The 16,766-nt window shown below is 70.6% G+C and carries 16 protein-coding genes and 1 tRNA gene; 7 read left to right on the top strand and 10 right to left on the bottom strand.

What is annotated here, in order from left to right:
- The first annotated feature begins 86 nt into the window (after nucleotides 1-86).
- A complete protein-coding gene (locus tag DEA06_RS04335; RefSeq protein ID WP_165817916.1) occupies nucleotides 87-1,097 on the top strand; it encodes a linear amide C-N hydrolase in 1,011 nt (336 codons plus the stop codon).
- Nucleotides 1,098-1,123: 26 nt separating this feature from the next.
- On the opposite strand, the gene DEA06_RS04340 is transcribed toward DEA06_RS04335, so the two are convergent.
- Genes DEA06_RS04340 through DEA06_RS04350 form a run of 3 tightly spaced genes read right to left on the bottom strand, consistent with a single transcriptional unit; the run spans nucleotide 1,124 to nucleotide 3,753 of the window.
- Entirely contained in the window at nucleotides 1,124-2,056 is a 933-nt protein-coding gene (locus DEA06_RS04340; protein WP_133241698.1) for a hypothetical protein, read from the bottom strand.
- A 9-nt stretch (nucleotides 2,057-2,065) separates the two neighbouring features.
- The gene (locus DEA06_RS04345) at nucleotides 2,066-3,073 is read right to left on the bottom strand and encodes a tRNA (adenine-N1)-methyltransferase (protein ID WP_116646673.1); all 1,008 of its coding nucleotides are present in this window, start codon (nucleotides 3,071-3,073) and stop codon (nucleotides 2,066-2,068) included.
- Nucleotides 3,070-3,753 (bottom strand): HAD family phosphatase, encoded by a 684-nt coding sequence (locus tag DEA06_RS04350; protein WP_116646674.1) that lies wholly within the window; start codon nucleotides 3,751-3,753, stop codon nucleotides 3,070-3,072. Before DEA06_RS04350 ends, DEA06_RS04345 begins: the two co-directional genes overlap by 4 nt.
- A gap of 103 nt (nucleotides 3,754-3,856) precedes the next feature.
- On the opposite strand from DEA06_RS04350, the gene DEA06_RS04355 reads away from it, so the two are divergent.
- Nucleotides 3,857-4,726, top strand: coding sequence for a PAC2 family protein (locus DEA06_RS04355; protein ID WP_116646675.1), 870 nt, complete (start codon nucleotides 3,857-3,859; stop codon nucleotides 4,724-4,726).
- Nucleotides 4,727-4,745: 19 nt separating this feature from the next.
- Here the strand turns inward: DEA06_RS04355 and DEA06_RS04360 are convergent, their stop codons facing one another.
- From DEA06_RS04360 to DEA06_RS04370, 3 genes are all read right to left on the bottom strand, one after another.
- Nucleotides 4,746-6,206, bottom strand: a complete 1,461-nt coding sequence (locus tag DEA06_RS04360; RefSeq protein ID WP_116646676.1) for a serine/threonine-protein kinase — start codon at nucleotides 6,204-6,206, stop codon at nucleotides 4,746-4,748.
- Between the two features lie 122 nt (nucleotides 6,207-6,328).
- Nucleotides 6,329-7,159 (bottom strand): undecaprenyl-diphosphate phosphatase, encoded by an 831-nt coding sequence (locus DEA06_RS04365; protein ID WP_116646677.1) that lies wholly within the window; start codon nucleotides 7,157-7,159, stop codon nucleotides 6,329-6,331.
- 8 nt (nucleotides 7,160-7,167) lie between these two features.
- Nucleotides 7,168-8,472 carry a M20/M25/M40 family metallo-hydrolase gene (locus DEA06_RS04370; protein ID WP_116646678.1) on the bottom strand — a complete coding sequence of 435 codons (1,305 nt, stop codon included), beginning with the start codon at nucleotides 8,470-8,472 and terminating at the stop codon, nucleotides 7,168-7,170.
- 222 nt (nucleotides 8,473-8,694) lie between these two features.
- Here DEA06_RS04370 and DEA06_RS04375 point away from each other — a divergent pair.
- Nucleotides 8,695-8,780 (top strand) — tRNA-Leu (locus tag DEA06_RS04375).
- A gap of 112 nt (nucleotides 8,781-8,892) precedes the next feature.
- On the opposite strand, the gene DEA06_RS04380 is transcribed toward DEA06_RS04375, so the two are convergent.
- Together DEA06_RS04380 and DEA06_RS04385 are read right to left on the bottom strand one after the other, a co-directional pair.
- Entirely contained in the window at nucleotides 8,893-9,993 is a 1,101-nt protein-coding gene (locus DEA06_RS04380) for a VIT1/CCC1 family protein (RefSeq protein ID WP_116646679.1), read from the bottom strand.
- A 90-nt stretch (nucleotides 9,994-10,083) separates the two neighbouring features.
- Nucleotides 10,084-11,946, bottom strand: coding sequence for a DEAD/DEAH box helicase (locus DEA06_RS04385; RefSeq protein ID WP_240606797.1), 1,863 nt, complete (start codon nucleotides 11,944-11,946; stop codon nucleotides 10,084-10,086).
- A 125-nt stretch (nucleotides 11,947-12,071) separates the two neighbouring features.
- On the opposite strand from DEA06_RS04385, the gene DEA06_RS04390 reads away from it, so the two are divergent.
- Nucleotides 12,072-12,920: an SGNH/GDSL hydrolase family protein gene (locus DEA06_RS04390; protein ID WP_116646681.1), complete on the top strand. Its 849-nt coding sequence runs from the start codon at nucleotides 12,072-12,074 to the stop codon at nucleotides 12,918-12,920.
- On the opposite strand, the gene DEA06_RS04395 is transcribed toward DEA06_RS04390, so the two are convergent.
- Nucleotides 12,917-13,717, bottom strand: coding sequence for an RNA methyltransferase (locus DEA06_RS04395; RefSeq protein ID WP_116646682.1), 801 nt, complete (start codon nucleotides 13,715-13,717; stop codon nucleotides 12,917-12,919). The two genes, DEA06_RS04390 and DEA06_RS04395, sit on opposite strands and share 4 nt — an antisense overlap.
- Nucleotides 13,718-13,793: 76 nt before the next feature.
- On the opposite strand from DEA06_RS04395, the gene DEA06_RS04400 reads away from it, so the two are divergent.
- From DEA06_RS04400 to DEA06_RS04410, 3 genes are read left to right on the top strand one after another with little or no spacing between them, the layout of a single operon-like run.
- A complete protein-coding gene (locus DEA06_RS04400) occupies nucleotides 13,794-14,648 on the top strand; it encodes a Sir2 family NAD-dependent protein deacetylase (RefSeq protein ID WP_116646683.1) in 855 nt (284 codons plus the stop codon).
- Nucleotides 14,649-14,657: 9 nt separating this feature from the next.
- Complete coding sequence (locus DEA06_RS04405) at nucleotides 14,658-15,263, top strand: histidine phosphatase family protein (protein WP_116646684.1); 606 nt, start codon at nucleotides 14,658-14,660, stop codon at nucleotides 15,261-15,263.
- 49 nt (nucleotides 15,264-15,312) lie between these two features.
- Complete coding sequence (locus DEA06_RS04410) at nucleotides 15,313-15,786, top strand: Lrp/AsnC family transcriptional regulator (RefSeq protein ID WP_116646685.1); 474 nt, start codon at nucleotides 15,313-15,315, stop codon at nucleotides 15,784-15,786.
- On the opposite strand, the gene DEA06_RS04415 is transcribed toward DEA06_RS04410, so the two are convergent.
- Complete coding sequence (locus tag DEA06_RS04415) at nucleotides 15,758-16,744, bottom strand: DMT family transporter (RefSeq protein WP_116646686.1); 987 nt, start codon at nucleotides 16,742-16,744, stop codon at nucleotides 15,758-15,760. The genes DEA06_RS04410 and DEA06_RS04415 overlap by 29 nt on opposite strands.
- Nucleotides 16,745-16,766: the final 22 nt, after the last annotated feature.

Genomic DNA, 16,766 nt, shown 5'->3' on the forward strand with positions numbered 1-16,766 from the left:
ACGGGCGGGAGGGTTTCCGGTGGCCGCCGAGGTGTAGCCTGACGCCCGAATGCACCAGGCGGGTGCGCGCGGGGAGGGGTCGGGACATGTGCACGAGTTTCCAACTGCGGGCCAAGGACGGCAGCGTCTGCGTGGCGAGGACGATGGAGTTCCCCGACATGCTCGGGGCCCGGCTGACCGTGATCCCCCGCGGGCTCGCACTGACGTCGACGGCTCCTGCCGCGGACGGTGTCTCGTGGACCAGCCGGTACGGCGTCGTCGGGATGGACGCCGTCGGCACACCGCAGCTGCTGACCGACGGCATGAACGAGAAGGGCCTGTACGCCGGGGCCCTCTACATGCCCGGATTCGCCTCGTACGAGGAGCCGGGCGATGATGCGTCGACGACGCTCGACGTGCTGGACGCCGTCGTCTTCGCTCTCACGACGTGTGCGACGGTCGCAGAGGTCTTCGACGCCTTCGCCGGTATCCGCGTGTGGGGGCGCGACAACCCCCTGATTCAGGGCGTGCCGCCGCTGCACCTCGTGCTGCACGACGCCACGGGCGCCGCCGGGGTCATCGAGTTCGAGGACGGAGCGCAGCAGCACCGCGACAATCCCCTCGGCGTCGCGACGAACGCCCCGTACCTCGATTGGCACCACGAGAACGTGCGCAACTGGCTCCCCCGCCTCACCGCGGCCAATCCTGCGCCGGTGGCCATCCGCGGCGTGGAGTTCGCTCCCCTCTCTCAGGGGCAGGGCTTCATCGGGCTGCCGGGTGACTCCGGCAGCGCCGGACGGTTCCTGCGCGCCACCGCCTACGTCATGACGCTGCAGTCACCCGACGACGCCGACGCCCTGGAACAGCTCAGCCTGCACGCCATCAACAACTTCGACATCCCCGTCGGCATGATGAGCGGCATCAGCGGCACCGGTATCGAGCAGGACGACCAGACGAAGTGGTCGAGCATCTCCAGTCTCACCGCGCGTCGCTACATCGTGCGCACGCAGGCGAACCCGACTCCGATGGCGGTCGACCTCGGCACGACCGACTTCACCGGCGACGCCCCGCGGCAGGTCGAACTCGTCGCGGGTGGTTTCACGTCGCTGACGGTCTGACCGGAGCGGTCGGACCGGCGGGGGCTCTAGCCCACTCCGAGGACGTCGATCACGTAGACGATCGCAGGCTGAGCCTGCGCGGCGTCTGCATCGCCCGCGGGCTGGACCACCATCAGCTGCGAACCGGCCGGCTGACCGCGCAGCGCATCGGCGATCACCGGCGGCAGCGCGTCGAGCGTCTGGCGCAGCGGCTCGGAATCCCAGGTGGTGTTGACGGTCGTCTTCGGGTCGTCCCAGTCGACCGAGGTGAAAGCGAACAGCACACTGTCGTCGTCGTTGACCTCGGCGCCGTCGCCCTTCTTCAGCACCTGGACGACGGGCTCGGTCGGCGCATCGGCGTCGGGGACGATGATGCCCGGACGGCCGTCGGGCGCGCGGACGACGGTGGGAAGGCCGCGGGCGTCGTTGTACTGGTCGGCGCCGTCGGCCTTGGGCAGGTACACCTTGCGGACGTCCACCACGGCGACCGCCGACTCCCCGTCCTCGAGTCCGAGGCCCGCGACGGCGTCGGGCGAGATGCCGTCCGCCGACAGCGCGACGACGACACGCGAGCCTTCGCTCGCGCACATCAACGCGTCACCGAACTGCGGGAACGTCTGCGCCCACTGCGTCAGGCTCAACGGACGGCTGGTGTCACCGTTGTACGAGGTCGCCACGAGCGGCTGACCGGTCTCGCCGCTGACGAGGGAGAGATCGAGCACCACGAGCTGGGAGTCGGTCGTGATCTGCGGCCCGTCACCGGTCTCGAGGTCGTACGACGTCGTCTCGGCGACGTGGAAGGGGGTGCGGACCTCGATGTCGGGCGCGGTGTCGACGGCACCCGAGACGTCGATCAGGTCGGACGTCGTCGACGACGAGGACGGACGCGGGCACGAGTCGTCGACAGAGGTCGACGCACAGCCGACGAGACCCGCCGCAGCGAGGGCGGTCACAGCGACGATTACCGGGATTCTGCGCACCGGGACAGTCTACGGGTTCGACTCCGCAGCATCCTGCCCCGCCTGCCGCACACCGTCGGCCGCCTTCTGCGCCTCGCGCACCCGCTTGCGGAGATTCTTGTCGGTGATCTGGCGGTCGCCGACCGCGCCCGGGGTCCACAGTTCGACGTCTTCGTCGCCGTAGCTCGACTTCGACGCCCGCCGCTTCTGCTCGGGAGCTACGGCGCCCGGCGCCAAGCGGCGCGCGGTGAGGAGGAATCCGGTGTGGGCGATCATGCGGTGGTCTGGACGAACCGCGAGGCCCTCGACGTGCCACCCGCGCACCATCGTCTCGTTCGCGTCGGGCTCGGTGAACAGGCCCGTCGCGCGGATGAACTCGGCCACGCGGCTGAGCTGGGTCGCGGTCGCGACGTAGCAGAGCACGACGCCGCCCGGTGTCAGGGCATCGGCGACGACGTCGATGCACTCCCACGGCGCGAGCATGTCGAGCACCACGCGGTCGACCGACGCGGGGGCGACGGCCTCGGGGAGGGCCTCGACGAGATCGCCGACGACGACGTCCCACGTCGCCGGAGACTCTCCGACGTAGGTTTCGACGTTGGCCCGGGCGACCTCGGCGAACTCCTCGCGGCGTTCGAACGAGACGAGCCGGCCGGTCGCTCCGATCGCCCGCAGGAGCCAGAGCGAGAGCGCCCCCGAACCGACGCCCGCCTCGACGACGACGGCGCCGGGGAAGATATCGGCCTGGGAGAGGATCTGCGCGGCATCCTTCGGGTAGACGATCGCGGCACCGCGGGGCATCGACATCACGAAGTCGCGCAGGAGCGGCCGGAGCGCGAGGTACTCGTGACCGGAGCTGTTCACCACCACGCTCCCGTCGGGCTGCCCGACGAGCGCCTCGTGACGGAGCACGCCGTGGTGCGTGTGGAGTTCTCCGCCGTCGCGGAGGGTGATGGTCGACAGACGGCCCTTGGGGCCCGTCAGCTGCACACGATCACCGACGCGGAAGGGGCCGCTCAGCCGGGGAATCTCGCTCATCGTGCGTCCACCGCTCGCGCGTGGGCGGTGTGCAGGGCGGCGAGATCGGCCGCGGTGCGGCCCTCGAGACTCGGCCACAGCTCGTGCGCACCCACGCCCTCGAGCGGCAGCATCAGGGGAACGCCCAGGCTGACGGCTCCGCTCGCCACGGCCGATCGCAGGCCGTTCGGGGAGTCCTCGATCGCGACCGCGTCGGCGACGTCGACTCCGAGCGCTTCGCACGCCTGGAGGTAGGGGTCGGGGAAGGGCTTCGGGCGGCGGGCGTCATCGCCCGCGATGACGACGTCGAAGGCATCGAAGTCGATCAGGTCGACGACCGTATCGGCCATCCGCCGCATGGACATGGTCACGAGGGCGGTCTTCACGCCCTGCGCCTTGAGGTCGGCGAGCAGCTCGCGCGCGCCCGGGCGGAAGGGCACACCGGTCTCGGCGAGGCGCGCCATGACCGAGTCGGTCAGGTGATCGATGATCTCCGTGACGCTCATACGTACCCCGGCGGCCTGGAAGATCCGCGCGGAGTCTTCGAGGCCCAGGCCGACGAGGCCCAGCGCCTGCTCGTGCGACCAGGTTCCGCCGTAGCTCTCCACAAGCGGCGTCTCGGCCGCCATCCAGTACGGCTCGGTATCGACGAGCGTGCCGTCCATGTCCCACAGGACGGCCGCGGGCATGGTTCTGGTCATCCGTCCATCGTAACCGTGACGACCCTCGCACCCGGGTCCGCGGGCCGCTCCGACGGGAGAAGCACCTATCCTTGATGCATCCCGTCCCGGCAGAGGAGGTTGCGTGGAAGCACTGGGTCGCCGAATCATCGTCTGCGCGTTCGACGGATGGAACGACGCGGGCGAAGCGGCATCCGCCGCCGTCTCGCTCCTGCGCGAACAGGGCGAGTACGAGCCCGTCTTCTCCGCCGACCCCGAGCTGTACTTCGATTACCAGTACACCCGCCCCCACATGGTCGCCGACGGCGACGGCGGGCGGAGCCTGCGGTGGCCCGAGGCCACGCTCTACCGGCCCACCCGCACCCAGCGCGGCGCGACGCAGCTCTGGGTGCTCACCGGCGTCGAGCCCGCCCGCGCGTGGCAGGCGTTCGCCAGCGAGTTCGTCGACGTCGCCCTGCGCGAGGACATCACGGGCTTCGTCTCGCTGGGCTCGATGATGTCGGACGTTCCGCACACGCGGCCGATCTCGATCTTCGCGGGCAGCGATAACGAGAGCGTCCGCGATCAGCTGGGTCTCGAGCGCAGCACCTACGAGGGGCCCGTCGGAATCCTGTCGGTGCTCGGCAGCGCCGCGGATGCCGCGGGCATCCCGTCGGCGAGCCTGTGGGCCAGCATCCCCCACTACGTCGCCGGACACACCCCCTCGCCGAAGGCGACCCTCGCGCTCCTCGACCGACTCGAAGACGTCACCGGCGCCGAGGTGCCGCGCGCAACCCTCGCCGCCGACGCCGCCGCGTGGGAGGCTTCCATCGACGCGGCCGCGGCCGACGACGAGGAGATGACCGACTACATCCGGCAGCTCGAGCAGACCCGCGACACATGGGACTCGCCCGAGGCGTCCGGAGACGCCATCGCGCAGGAGTTCGAGCGCTACCTGCGCCGAGGCGGCGACGGACCGACGAAACCCGGCAGGGACGACACACCCCGACGCTGAGCCGGGGGTCGCCCCGCCGTTACGGCTTCGCCCCGGGTCTGCTTTCTTCCTTGGCTGCCTTCTCGGCGGCCCGCTGAGCCTCGGCCGCGGCTTTGGCCGCGTCGCGCTGCTCGGCCTTGCGGTCGTTGTCGGCCGCGACCTCCGTCGAACGGTCGGCTCCGTTCGACACACCGGGTGCGGTGCCCGGCGCGTCTACCGGAGCGGCATCGTCCGGACCGGGTGGTTGCTCGACGCCCTCCTGATCGCCGCTCGGGGCCTCCGGCTCGTTCGGCTGCGGCTCGACCACGACGCTCTCGACAGGAGCCGCCGGGACGTTACCCGTCTCGGCTTCGACCGTCTCGACGTCCAGATCGTGCTCCGCCGTGGGCGCATCGGAGGGGACACCATCGACCGCGACCGTCTCGGCGGGCGAAGGGACCGCGGCCCCGGGGCCCCCGAAGAGCCAAGCCCCGAGAACGATCACCGCGGCGGCCGCGGTCGCTCCCCCGGCGATGGCGAGGCCGTGCCGGTGCAACGGGCGGCGGGATCGTCGACGCGCAGCGCGAGAGACAGGCGGTACGAGCTCTGTTGTCCGCGCCGCGGATGCCGGGACGGACGTGTCGACCGGCGTGACGGCGGTGACCGCCGTCGACGGCTGATTCTCGACGAGCTCGAGAGCTGCGGCCGCCGTTGCGACTTCCGATGCGGTCGGCCTCTGCGCGGGGTCGAGGGCGGTCATCCGTCGCAGCAGCCCGCCCCATTCGTCGCCGAGCGAGCTCGGGACCTCGGGCGCGGAGGTCACCCGGGTGACGAGGGACTCGACGCCGCCGATCGCGCCGAAGGGGCGTTGGCCGGTGAGCGCTTCGATCACGAGCAGCCCGAGCGCGTAGATGTCGGCGGGGGGAGCCGGGGGCTCGCCTTTCACCTGCTCCGGGGCGAGGTAGGCCATGGTTCCCACCACGACCCCGGGCGTCGTCAGTCGCGAGCTGTCGGCGAGGTAGGCGATGCCGAAGTCCGCCAGGCGCGCCCGGCGCGGCCGCCCCGGCAGGGTGGGAGGCGAAAGGAGCACGTTCGAGGGCTTGACGTCGCGGTGCACGATCCCGGCCGCGTGCACGACGTGGAGAGCATCGGCGAGCTCGACGACGAGCCGCGCGGCGTCGCGCGGGGCGAGTGGTCCGTCGTGCAGCACGCCGCTGAGGGTGGGCCCGTCGACGAGCTCCATGACGAGGTAGCTCACGCGTCCCGGAGCGATCCGCGCATCGAACAACGTCACGAGTGAGGGATGACTCAGAGAGGCGAGCAGCCCCATCTCACCGCGCGCACGCTCGAGCGCAGACGCGTTCTCGGTGCCGTCTCGCATGACCTTGATCGCGACCGAGCGACCGAGCGCGTGGTCGAAGCCGCGATGAACGCGCGCCATACCGCCCTCGCCGATGCACTCCTGCAGTTGGTAGCGAGCATCCAGCAGCGCCTCGGTCGGGGCGTCGTCGTCGGGTGTCATCGATGGCCCTTCACGGCGTCGCGACGGGTGGCACGCGCCATCGCCGAACCTATCTGTACGAGAGCCGACGACATCCGCTCTTGACGAACCGGCCGGAATACGCTTGTGCCCGAGCTCGACGATCAGTAGGCCTGGAGCACCCCGGTCGACAGCAGCACGATCAGCACCACGCCGAGCACCACGCGGTAGACCACGAAGGGCAGGAAGCTGCGCTTCTTGATGTACTGCATGAGGAAGGCGATCACCGCGAGTCCGACGGCGAAGGCGACCACCGTCGCGATGGCCGTCTCACCGGCACCGTAGGGCCCGCCGGGCTCTTCGAAGCTCTGGTACAGCTCATAGAAGCCGCTGCCGAACACGGCGGGTACGGCGAGGAGGAACGCGTACTCCGCCGCGGCCGGGCGTGTGTAGCCCAGCGCCAGCCCGAGGGTGGTGGTGGCGCCCGACCGCGACACGCCCGGGACGAGTGCGAGAGCCTGCGCGAAGCCGAGGCCGAGGCCGTGCGGGAAGGTCATCTGCTCCATCTCGCGGCGCCGAGCGCCCCAGCGGTCGGCGGCTCCGAGAAGCAGGCCGAACACGATGAGCACGATCGCGACCAGCCAGAGGTTGCGGAACGTGTCGCGGATCACGCTCTGGAACGCGAAACCCAGCACACCGATCGGCAGCGTTCCGACGATGATCAGCCAGCCCAGGCGCGCATCGGGGTCGTTGCGCGGCACCTTCCCCGTCAGCGACTGCGCCCATCGCGTGATGATGCGCACGATCGTCTTCCAGAAGTAGAGCAATACCGCCAGTTCGGTGCCGATCTGGGTGATCGCGGTGAAGGTCGCCCCCGGATCGGTGGCCGACGGCAGGAACTCCCCCACGATGCGCAGGTGCGCGCTGGAGGAGATCGGCAAGAACTCGGTCAGTCCCTGGACCAGACCGAGGACGATGGCCTCGATGAACTGCATGTGCGCTCCTAGTAGGTCCGGATGAGGTCGGTCAGCACCCGCTGGCCGAACACGAGTGCGTCGACGGGCACGCGCTCGTCGACGCCGTGGAACATGCCGGTGAAGTCGAGGTCGGCCGGCAGGCGCAGCGGAGCGAATCCGTAGCCAGCGATGCCGAGGGCGGCCAGCGCCTTGTTGTCAGTGCCGGCGCCCAGCAGGTACGGGATCACGGGGACGCCGGGGTCGTGGCGGCCGAGCGACGACACCATCGCCTCCACCAGGTCACCCCGGAACGGCACCTCGAGGCCGATGTCCTGGTGCACGATCTCGATGTCGACCTCGTCGCCGACGATGTGGCGGATCTCCTCGAGCGACTCCGCCTCGGTGCCCGGGAGCACACGCACGTCGATGAGCGCTTCGGCACGATCGGGGATCACGTTGTGCTTGTACCCCGCGGTCAGGCCGGTCGGGTTGGTCGTCGTCCGCAGTGTCGAGCGGAGGAAGGCGGATGCTGCTCCCGCCCGCTCGGCGAGGGCATCGGGGTCGCCCCCGGCGGAATCGCCCGTGAGGCGGGTGACCGCATCCAGGAACTCGGTGGTCGTGTCGGTGAGGCGCACCGGCCAGGCGGCCCGGCCCAGACGTGCGACGGCCTCGGCGAGCTTCGTGACGGCGTTGTCGGGGTGGAGCCTGCTGCCGTGGCCGGCACGACCCCGGGCGACGAGCTTCATCCAGATGAGGGCCTTCTCGCCCACCTGGAGCAGGTAGGCGCGGCGGTCGTCGAACGAGATCGAGTAGCCGCCGACCTCGCTGATGGCCTCGGTGGCGCCGGCGAACCACTCGGGACGATCGCGGACCACGAGAGCCGAGCCCTCCACTCCCCCGTTCTCCTCGTCGGCGAAGAACGCCAGGATGAGGTCGCGTTCGGGCTGCTCGCCCGCGCGCAGCAGGTCGGCGACGGCGGTGAGGATCATGGCGTTCATGTTCTTCATGTCGACGGCGCCCCGGCCCCACAGCATCCCGTCGCGGATCTCGCCCGCGAACGGGTCGACGCTCCAGTCTTCGGCGATCGCCGGAACGACGTCGAGGTGACCGTGCAGGATCAGCGCGGGCTTGTCCTGGTTGCGCCCCGCGACCCGCGCGACGACGTTGGTGCGTCGCGGAATGGGTTCGTAGTACTCGGTGGTCAGCCCGAGCCCCTCGAGGTAGGCCCCGACGTACTCGGCGGCTTCGCGCTCGCCGTGCGCCGTCCCCCCGCCGAAGTTCGAGGTGTCGAACCGGATGAGGTCCGCGGCGATCCGGGCGACCTCGGGAAGGCCGTCGTCAGGCGTGGGCATGAGGGCTAGGTTATCGCCCCGCCGCGTCGGTCTTGTTTCGGCGCAGTGCGTGCGCGTCGCGAATCCGCACGGGCCCGCTCGAATCGACATCGACGGGTCGATCCGCCGTGCGGGTTCGCCCGCCCGGGTGTGGATTCGCGCGTCGGAGCCCGGCGTGGTTCGCCGTGCGTTCCGGTGCATGGTAGTGTCGTTCCTCGGTTGCGAAACCGAAAAACACCCACTGCGCGGGTGGCGGAATAGGTAGACGCGCTAGCTTGAGGTGCTAGTGCCCGTATTAGGGCGTGGGGGTTCAAGTCCCCCCTCGCGCACAGAATGACGAACGGCTCCCCGACAGGGGGGCCGTTCGTCGTTGTGCGCCCAGACATCACGATCGGCCGAGACATCGCGCCAGGCGGCGCGTCTCGGCCGATCGTGGGTGTGTCAGCCGGCGGAGACGCCGAAGAGCAGGCCGAGCGCGTAGGTGACGGCGGCGGCGCCGTAGCCGATGAGCAGCTGCCGGAGGGCGCGGCGCAGGGGTGGTCCGCCCGAGAGCAGCCCGACCATCGCGCCCGTGACGAACAGCGCGATGCCGACGAGGGCGAGGGCGAGCACGACGGCCGCGAGGCCGGAGAGCCCGAAGATCCACGGCAGCACCGGGATGATCGCGCCCGAGGCGAAGAACAGGAAGCTCGAGATCGACGCACCCCAGGCGCCGCCCACGATCTCGTGCTCGCCGGATGCTTCGTGGGCGCGCGGGTTCGGGAGCCCGGGCCGGCGCGAATCCTCGACGACGCGGCGGGCGTTCTCGAGAGCCTCCTCGGGATCCATCCCCCGTGCGCGGTAGACGAGTGCCAGCTCGTTCGCGTCGATGTCGAGGTGCGGGATCGCCGCGTCGGCGAAATCGCTCGGCTCGGTCGAGGCGAGCAGCTCGCGCTGCGAGCGGACCGAGACGAACTCCCCCGCGCCCATCGACAGGGCGCCGGCGAGAAGACCCGCGATGCCGCTGAAGAGCACGAACCCGGGCGCGACCCCGGTCGCCCCGATCCCCATCACCAGCGCGAGGTTGGAGACGAGTCCGTCGTTCGCGCCGAAGACGGCGGCCCGGAAAGTGCCCGAGAGCCGTCGACGCCCGCGCGCGGCCAGGCCCCGCACCACCTCGTGGTGCACCTTCTCGTCGGCGGCCATGGCCGCGGTCGCGTACGGCTCGTCGTCGTAGGGCGACCGCGCCTCGGCGTTCTGGGCCAGGGCGAGCACGAAGATCGAACCGAATCGCTGCGCCATCCATCCCAGCATCCGCCCGCCCAGCCCGGGCCGCGGAAGGCGTGCCGGTTCGCCGCCGAGGAGCTCGAGCCAGTGCGCCTCGTGCCGCCCCTCGGCATCGGCGAGAGCGAGCAGGATTGCGCGCTCCTCTCCCGAGCGGCGGGCGGCGAGCCGTCGGTAGATCTTCGCCTCGGCACGCTCTTCGACGAGGTATCTCGCCCACCGCCGTCGGTCTCGGGGAGTGGGCGCAGCCGTCACGGTCGTTCGGTCCTCTTCATTCATCCGGAAACTCACCTCACGCTAACGGCGCGCACGACGGCGCCTCCTCGAAAGCCCGGGATTGCCAGCATTTCGGGGCTCCGAACCGGGGGCTCAGGAGTGCACGCGCTTGCGCAGTACCTCGATGCGCGCCTGCAACTGCGCCACGGTCGCGTGCGAGACCGCCGGGCCGCCGCAGATGCGCCGCAGCTCCGCGTGAACGAGTCCGTGGGCCTCGCCGCTCTGGCGCGCGTACAGCCCGACCAGGCTGTTGAGCAGTTGCCGCTGTTCTTTGAGCGTGCGATGAAGTGCCGCAGGAGGTGCGTCGACGGGGGCCGCGTCACCCGCGGGTGCCTCGCGCTCCTTCGCCTCGCGAGCCGAGCGGTGGCGCCCCTGTTTGGCCTGCCGCGCCATCAGCACCTCGTGCACATGCTCGGGTTCGAGCAGTCCTGGAATACCGAGGAACTCCTCCTCCTCCAGGGTTCCGGGAACAGCCAGCTGGCCGAACTCCTTGCCGTCGAACAGCACTCGGTCGAAGTGCGCGAGCGAGCCCATGGCCTGGAACTGGAACTCCTGCTCGAGCGCGTCGGAGGCTTTGTCCTCGCGCTCGGCGGCGTTCATCATGTCTTCTTCGGCGTTCCAGTCGTCGCCGTCGCTGTCGCGGTCGAGGGCGTGGTCGCGCTGGCGCTCCATCTCGCCGGCGAGGGCGAGCAGGTTCGGCACGTGGGGCAGGAACACGCTCGCCGTCTCGCCGCGACGCCGGGCTCGCACGAAACGGCCGATCGCCTGGGCGAAGAACAGCGGCGTCGATGCCGAGGTCGCGTAGACGCCCACCGCCAGACGTGGCACGTCGACACCCTCCGACACCATGCGCACGGCGACCATCCACCGGCTGTCGTCGTTCGAGAACCTCTCGATGCGCGACGACGCCTCAGCCTCGTCCGAGAGCACGACGGTCGGCGCCTCGCCCGTCAGCCCCTCGAGGATGGCGGCGTACGCGCGCGCGGCGGTCTGGTCGGTGGCGATGACGAGCCCGCCCGCGTCGGGCACCTGCTCGCGCACCTCGGTGAGTCGGCGATCGGCCGAGCGCAGCACGGCCGGGATCCACTCGCCGTTGGGGTCGAGCGCGGTGCGCCACGCCTGCGACGTGATGTCTTTGGTGTTGTCCTGCCCGAGCTGGGCCTCCATCTCTTCGCCGGCCTTCGTGCGCCAGCGCATCGAGCCGGCGTAGACCAGGAAGAGCACCGGTCGGACGACGCCGTCCTCGAGCGCGCGCTTGTAGCCGTAGCTGTAATCGGTGCGCGAGATGCGGATGTTGTTGGCGTCGGGGTGGTACTCGACGAACGGGATCGGCGCGGTGTCGCTGCGGAACGGTGTTCCCGACAGCAGCAGGCGGCGGGTCGCGCGACCGTAGGCCTCGCGAAGCGCATCGCCCCAGCTGAGCGCGTCACCGCCGTGGTGCACCTCGTCGAGGATGACGAGGGTGCGGGCGTTCATGATGAGGTCGTGATGGACGGATGCTTTCGTCGCGACCTGCGCGTAGGTGACGGCGACGCCGTGGTACTGCCTGGACGGCACCGAGTGGCGGTTGCTGAAGAACGGGTCGAGGCGGATCGAGACGCGGGCCGCAGCATCCGCCCACTGGGTCTTCAGGTGCTCCGTGGGCGCGACGACGACGATGCGGTCGACGACGTTGCGACGCAGCAGCTCACTGGCGAGCCTCAGTGCGAACGTCGTCTTGCCGGCGCCGGGGGTGGCCGCCGCGAGGAAGTCGCGCGGTCCCTTTCCGACCCCGTCGGGACCGTCGGCGCCGAAGTAGATGTCGAGGGCTTCGGCCTGCCAGGCGCGAAGGCGCTGGGCGGTGCCCCAGGGGGCGCGTTGCGGGTAGGTGGGAGAGAGGTGCTCGGCGGCGAAGCTGCCGAAATGCGGGTCGTTCTCGTCTGTTCCGGGAGGGTTCGTGAGCGTTCCGTCTTCCACGTTCCTCCTTTCCGATGCGTCGAGCGCAAACATCAACGATAGGTCGTCGCGCCGACATCCGACTCCGCCGACGACGATGGAGGGAGTGCGGCCTCCCCGCTAGCCTGGAAACGGAGGTCCTGCTGATGATCGAGTCCGAGAAACTGCACCAAGACAACGCCGGCCCCCACCCGTGGCGCCGGTACGTCGCCCTCGGCGACTCGTTCACCGAGGGCATCGGAGACCCCGTGCCGGGCGGACACCGCGGCTGGGCCGACCGGGTCGCGGAGGTGCTCGCCACCCAGGTCGATGACTTCGCCTACGCCAACCTCGCGGTGCGCGGAAAGCTGATCGCCCAGATCGTCGCCGACCAGATCGAACCGGCCCTCGCGCTCCAGCCCGACCTCATCACGATCTCGGCGGGTGGCAACGACGTGATCCGCCCGGGCACCGACCCCGACCAGGTCGCGCAGCAGTTCGAAGACGCCATCGTGCGGCTCTCCGCGGGCGGAGCCACGATCGTCGTCTTCACCGGGATCGACACGCACTTCACCCCGGTGTTCCGCAACATCCGCGGAAAGGTCGCGATCTACAACGAGAACATCCGCGCCATCGCCGACAGGTACGACTGCGTCGTCGCCGACCAGTGGGGTCTCAAGGAGATCCAGGACATGCGGTTCTTCGACGACGACCGTCTGCACATGAACCCGCTCGGCCACCACGAGGTGGCCCGGATGGTGCTGCGCGCGTTGAACGTCCCGAACGACCTTCAACCCATGCAGCCCGATCCGCTGGGCGTGACGACCTGGCGTGAAGCGCGCGAGAAGGACTTCGTCTGGGCCCGCACGCACCTCGTGCCGTGGGTGCTGCGGCGGCTGCGGCACCAGTCGTCGGGCGATCTGATCCAGGCCAAACGCCCGGAGCCGACGCCGATCTTCGTCCGCGCGGTGGAGTCGGATGCCGCGAACAGCGGCGCACAGCCCGGCCAGCTCTAACGGCGCAGCGCCCAGATCGCGACGGCCGATGCGGCGGCGACGTTGAGGGAGTCCACTCCCCCGCCCATCGGGATGGTGACGACCGTATCGGCCCCGGCCAGTGCGCGCCGGCTCAGCCCGTCGCCCTCGGCGCCGAGCATCAGCGCGATGCGCTCGGGACGATCGGCGGCGAACGCGTCGAGCGTGACCGCACCGTCGGACAGCGCCAGCGCGGCGATGTGCAGCCCGGCGTCGTGGAGGGCGGCCGTTGCCGCCGGTCCTTCCGGCAGCCGCGTCCACGGCACCTGGAACACCGTGCCCATGCTCACGCGCACGCTGCGTCGGTAGAGCGGATCGGCGCAGCGCGCCGACACCAGCACGGCGTCCGCGCCGAGCGCGGCGACGCTGCGGAAGACCGCGCCGACGTTCGTGTGATCGACGATGTCCTCGAGCACGACGACGAGCCGTGCGTCGCGCACGACCTCGGCGACGGGGCGTTCGGGCGGGCGGTGCATGGCCGCCAGCACGCCGCGATGCACGGCGTACCCCGTGACGTCCTCGGCGAGGGCGGCCGGCACCACGAAGACGTCGACCGCATCGGTGTCGACGATGTCGACGGTCTCGGCGACCCACTTCTCCTGCACCAGGACGGAGCGGGGGCGGTGCCCGGCACGCAACGCGCGGGCGAGCACCTTCGCCGACTCGGCGATGTACAACCCGCCCTGCGGTTCGATCACTCGCCGTAGGGCGACGTCGGTCAGGTCTCGATAGTCCGACAGGCGCGGATCGCGCGGGTCGTCGACGGGGATGATGGGCATGATTCCTCCCCACTCTGCCACCGACCGGACACCCGTCCGCGCGGCCTACACTCGAATCGGTGACGGAGGTGGGCGCATGACGGCGGAGACGCAGGCGGATGCGGCGACGACCGCGGCGATCGAGGCGGCCGTGAAGGCCCTGTCCGGCCGCAGGATCGCGGTGCTCACCGGGGCCGGCGTCTCGACCGATTCCGGCATCCCCGACTACCGCGGCAAGGGCGCACCCGTGCGCACGCCCATGACCGTCACGCACTTCCTCTCGAGCGAGGACGCACGCCGCCGCTACTGGGTGGGCAGCCATCTCGGGTGGCGGACGTTCGCGGCGGCCAGGCCGAACGACGGTCACCGGGCACTCGCCAAGCTCGAAGATGACGGCGTCGCCGCCGGGGTCATCACCCAGAACGTCGACGGCCTGCACCTGCGCGCCGGCAGCAGGCGCGTCGTCGAGCTGCACGGGACGATGCGGCGGGTGTTCTGCCTGCAGTGCGGGCAGGTCTTCGACCGCCGCGATCTGGCCGAGCGGGTCGAGGCAGAGAACCCCTGGCTCACGATCGACGAAGACGTCCTCCTCGGCCCTGACGGCGACGTCCGCCCCGAGAGCGTCGAGGGATTCCGCGTGCCCTCCTGCAGCGTGTGCGGCGGGGTCCTGAAACCCGACGTCGTCTTCTTCGGTGAGTACATCCCGCCGGCGAAGTTCCGAGAGGCCGAACAGTTGGTCGCGCAGAGCGACGCCCTGGTCGTAGCCGGCTCGTCGCTGGTCGTGAACTCCGGTATCCGGCTGGTCGAGCGCGCGCGGCGCCGGCGCCTGCCCGTGGTGATCGTCAACCGCGGCGAGACCAAGGTCGACGCGCGCGCCACGGTGAAGATCGATGCCGGCGCGAGCGAGGTGCTCACGACCCTCGCGGAGCTGCTGCGGCCGCCGGCTCGGTAGGCTCGAAGGGTGACGATCCTCACCCTTGTGCGCCACGGCGAGACCGACTGGAACCGCGACGGACGCGTCCAGGGATCGACCGACATCCCCCTCAACGACACCGGACGGCAGCAGGCCCGGAAGGCAGGACGGGCCCTCCGAGAGGTCATCGACGCGGATGCTGCGACCGTGGTCGCCTCCAGCGACCTGCTCCGCGCCGCGGAGACCGCAGACCTCATCGCCGAAGAGCTCGGCGCCGACGAGCCCCGGCGCTACCGCGGTCTGCGCGAGCGGGCCTACGGCGAGGCCGAGGGGATGACGGCGACCGACTTCCGCATCCGGTGGGGCGACTGGTACACGGCCGACGTCCCCGGAGCCGAGACCTGGGACGACCTGCGCGTGCGCGCACTCGAGACGCTCCGCCGCGCCGTCCAGGATGCGCGTCGCGCAACGTCCCCCGCCGCTCCCGCCCTCGTCGCGGTGGCCCACGGCGCTCTGATCCGCGAAGTGATCCGCCACGCGACCGGGGGCGAGCTGCCGATCCCCGGAGAGCGGCTGCCCAACGGATCCGCGCACACGTTCCTCGTGGAGCGCGACCGATTGCAACTGCTGTCCTACGTCGCCGCACCGGTCTGACGCGCCCCGCGGATCGCGGGGTCCGCGTTCCCTGCTACCGTTTTCGCTCATGACCGCCCTCGACTCCGTCGATCTCGAGCTGCTCCGTGCCCTCGTCGACGACCCCCGCGCGACGGTCGTCGCCCTGGCCGATCGGCTCGGACTGTCGCGCAACACCGTGCAGACGCGGATGAGCCGACTCGAGCGCTCCGGCGTCTTCCACTCGTTCGAACGCACGTTCTCGACCGAGGCGCTCGGTTTCCCGATCGACGCGTTCATCAACGTGACGGTGCGCCAGGCAGAACTCCCCCGCATCAAGGCCGAGCTCGCCCGCGTCCCCGAAGTCCTGCAGGCCCACGGGCTGAGCGGACAGGTCGATCTGCTCGTGCGCGTCGCGTGCCGCGACGCGCAGCACCTCTTCGACACGGATGCGCGCATCCTCGCGATCGACGGCGTCGAGCGCACCGAGACCTCGCTCGCGATGGGCGAGGTCATCTCCTACCGCGTCGCGCCGCTCATGGGGCTGGCACGACCGGCACGATAGCCGCCTCCCCCTTCGGCGTTCCCGCACCGCGCGCGTCGAGCCTCACGCACACCACGCCCGCCAGGATCAGCGCGCCGCCGATCGCCTGCACGAGCGTCGGCGCCTCGCCGATGAGCAGCCAGGCGATCGCGCCGGCGAAAAGCGCCTCGGTGAGCCCGACGAACGACGCCAGGCGCGACCCGATCTTCGACACGGCGATCACACCGAACGCGTATCCGCACACCGTCGCGATGAGCACGACCCAGACGACCGGCACGATCCAGGGCACGGTGACACCGGCCAGCACGACGTCGACGGGCGGCGCGACGAACGGCAGCACACCCGTGACGACGAGCACCGCGAGGAGGAGCGCACCGGTCAGGAGCCCGCCGCCGGCCAGTGCCAGGGGCGGGATGGAGTCGCCCGTGCGCTCGGCGATGAGGAAGTAAGCGCCGAGACAGACCGCGGCCCCGAGCGCACACAGCGTGCCGATCAGATCGAAGGACCCGCCGGTCAGGTCGACCATGAGCAGAAGTCCTACGATCGAGGCGACCGACCCGATCACGACCACGCGCGACGGAGCGCGACGGGTACGCAGCCAGGCGAGCCCGACGAGGAGCACCGGCGCGAAGTACTGGATGAGCAGCGCGACACCGACCGGGATGCGCTGCATGGCCGCGAAGTAGAACAACTGGCACCCCGCGACGCCGGTCAGTCCGAATCCGACGATGAGCGGCCAGTGGCGACGGAGGAAGCCGCGCTCGCGGAGAACCGCCCGAAGGAACGGGTAGGCGAGGACGAGCGCGGCGCCCGATATACGCAGGAGCAACGCCGCTCCCAGCGACCAGCCCGCCTCCAGCAGCGGTTTCATGACCGCTCCGCTCGACGCGAAAGCGACGGCGGAGATGAGGCCGAGGAGCAGTCCGCCGGCGCCCGTGGCGCGGACGGTCGGAACGGGAGCGGTGAGCGAAGCGGTCATGGGTTCCGACTGTCAGGAGTGT

Origin of the sequence: Microbacterium sp. Gd 4-13, assembly GCF_003095395.1 — a bacterium.
GTDB lineage: Bacteria > Actinomycetota > Actinomycetes > Actinomycetales > Microbacteriaceae > Microbacterium.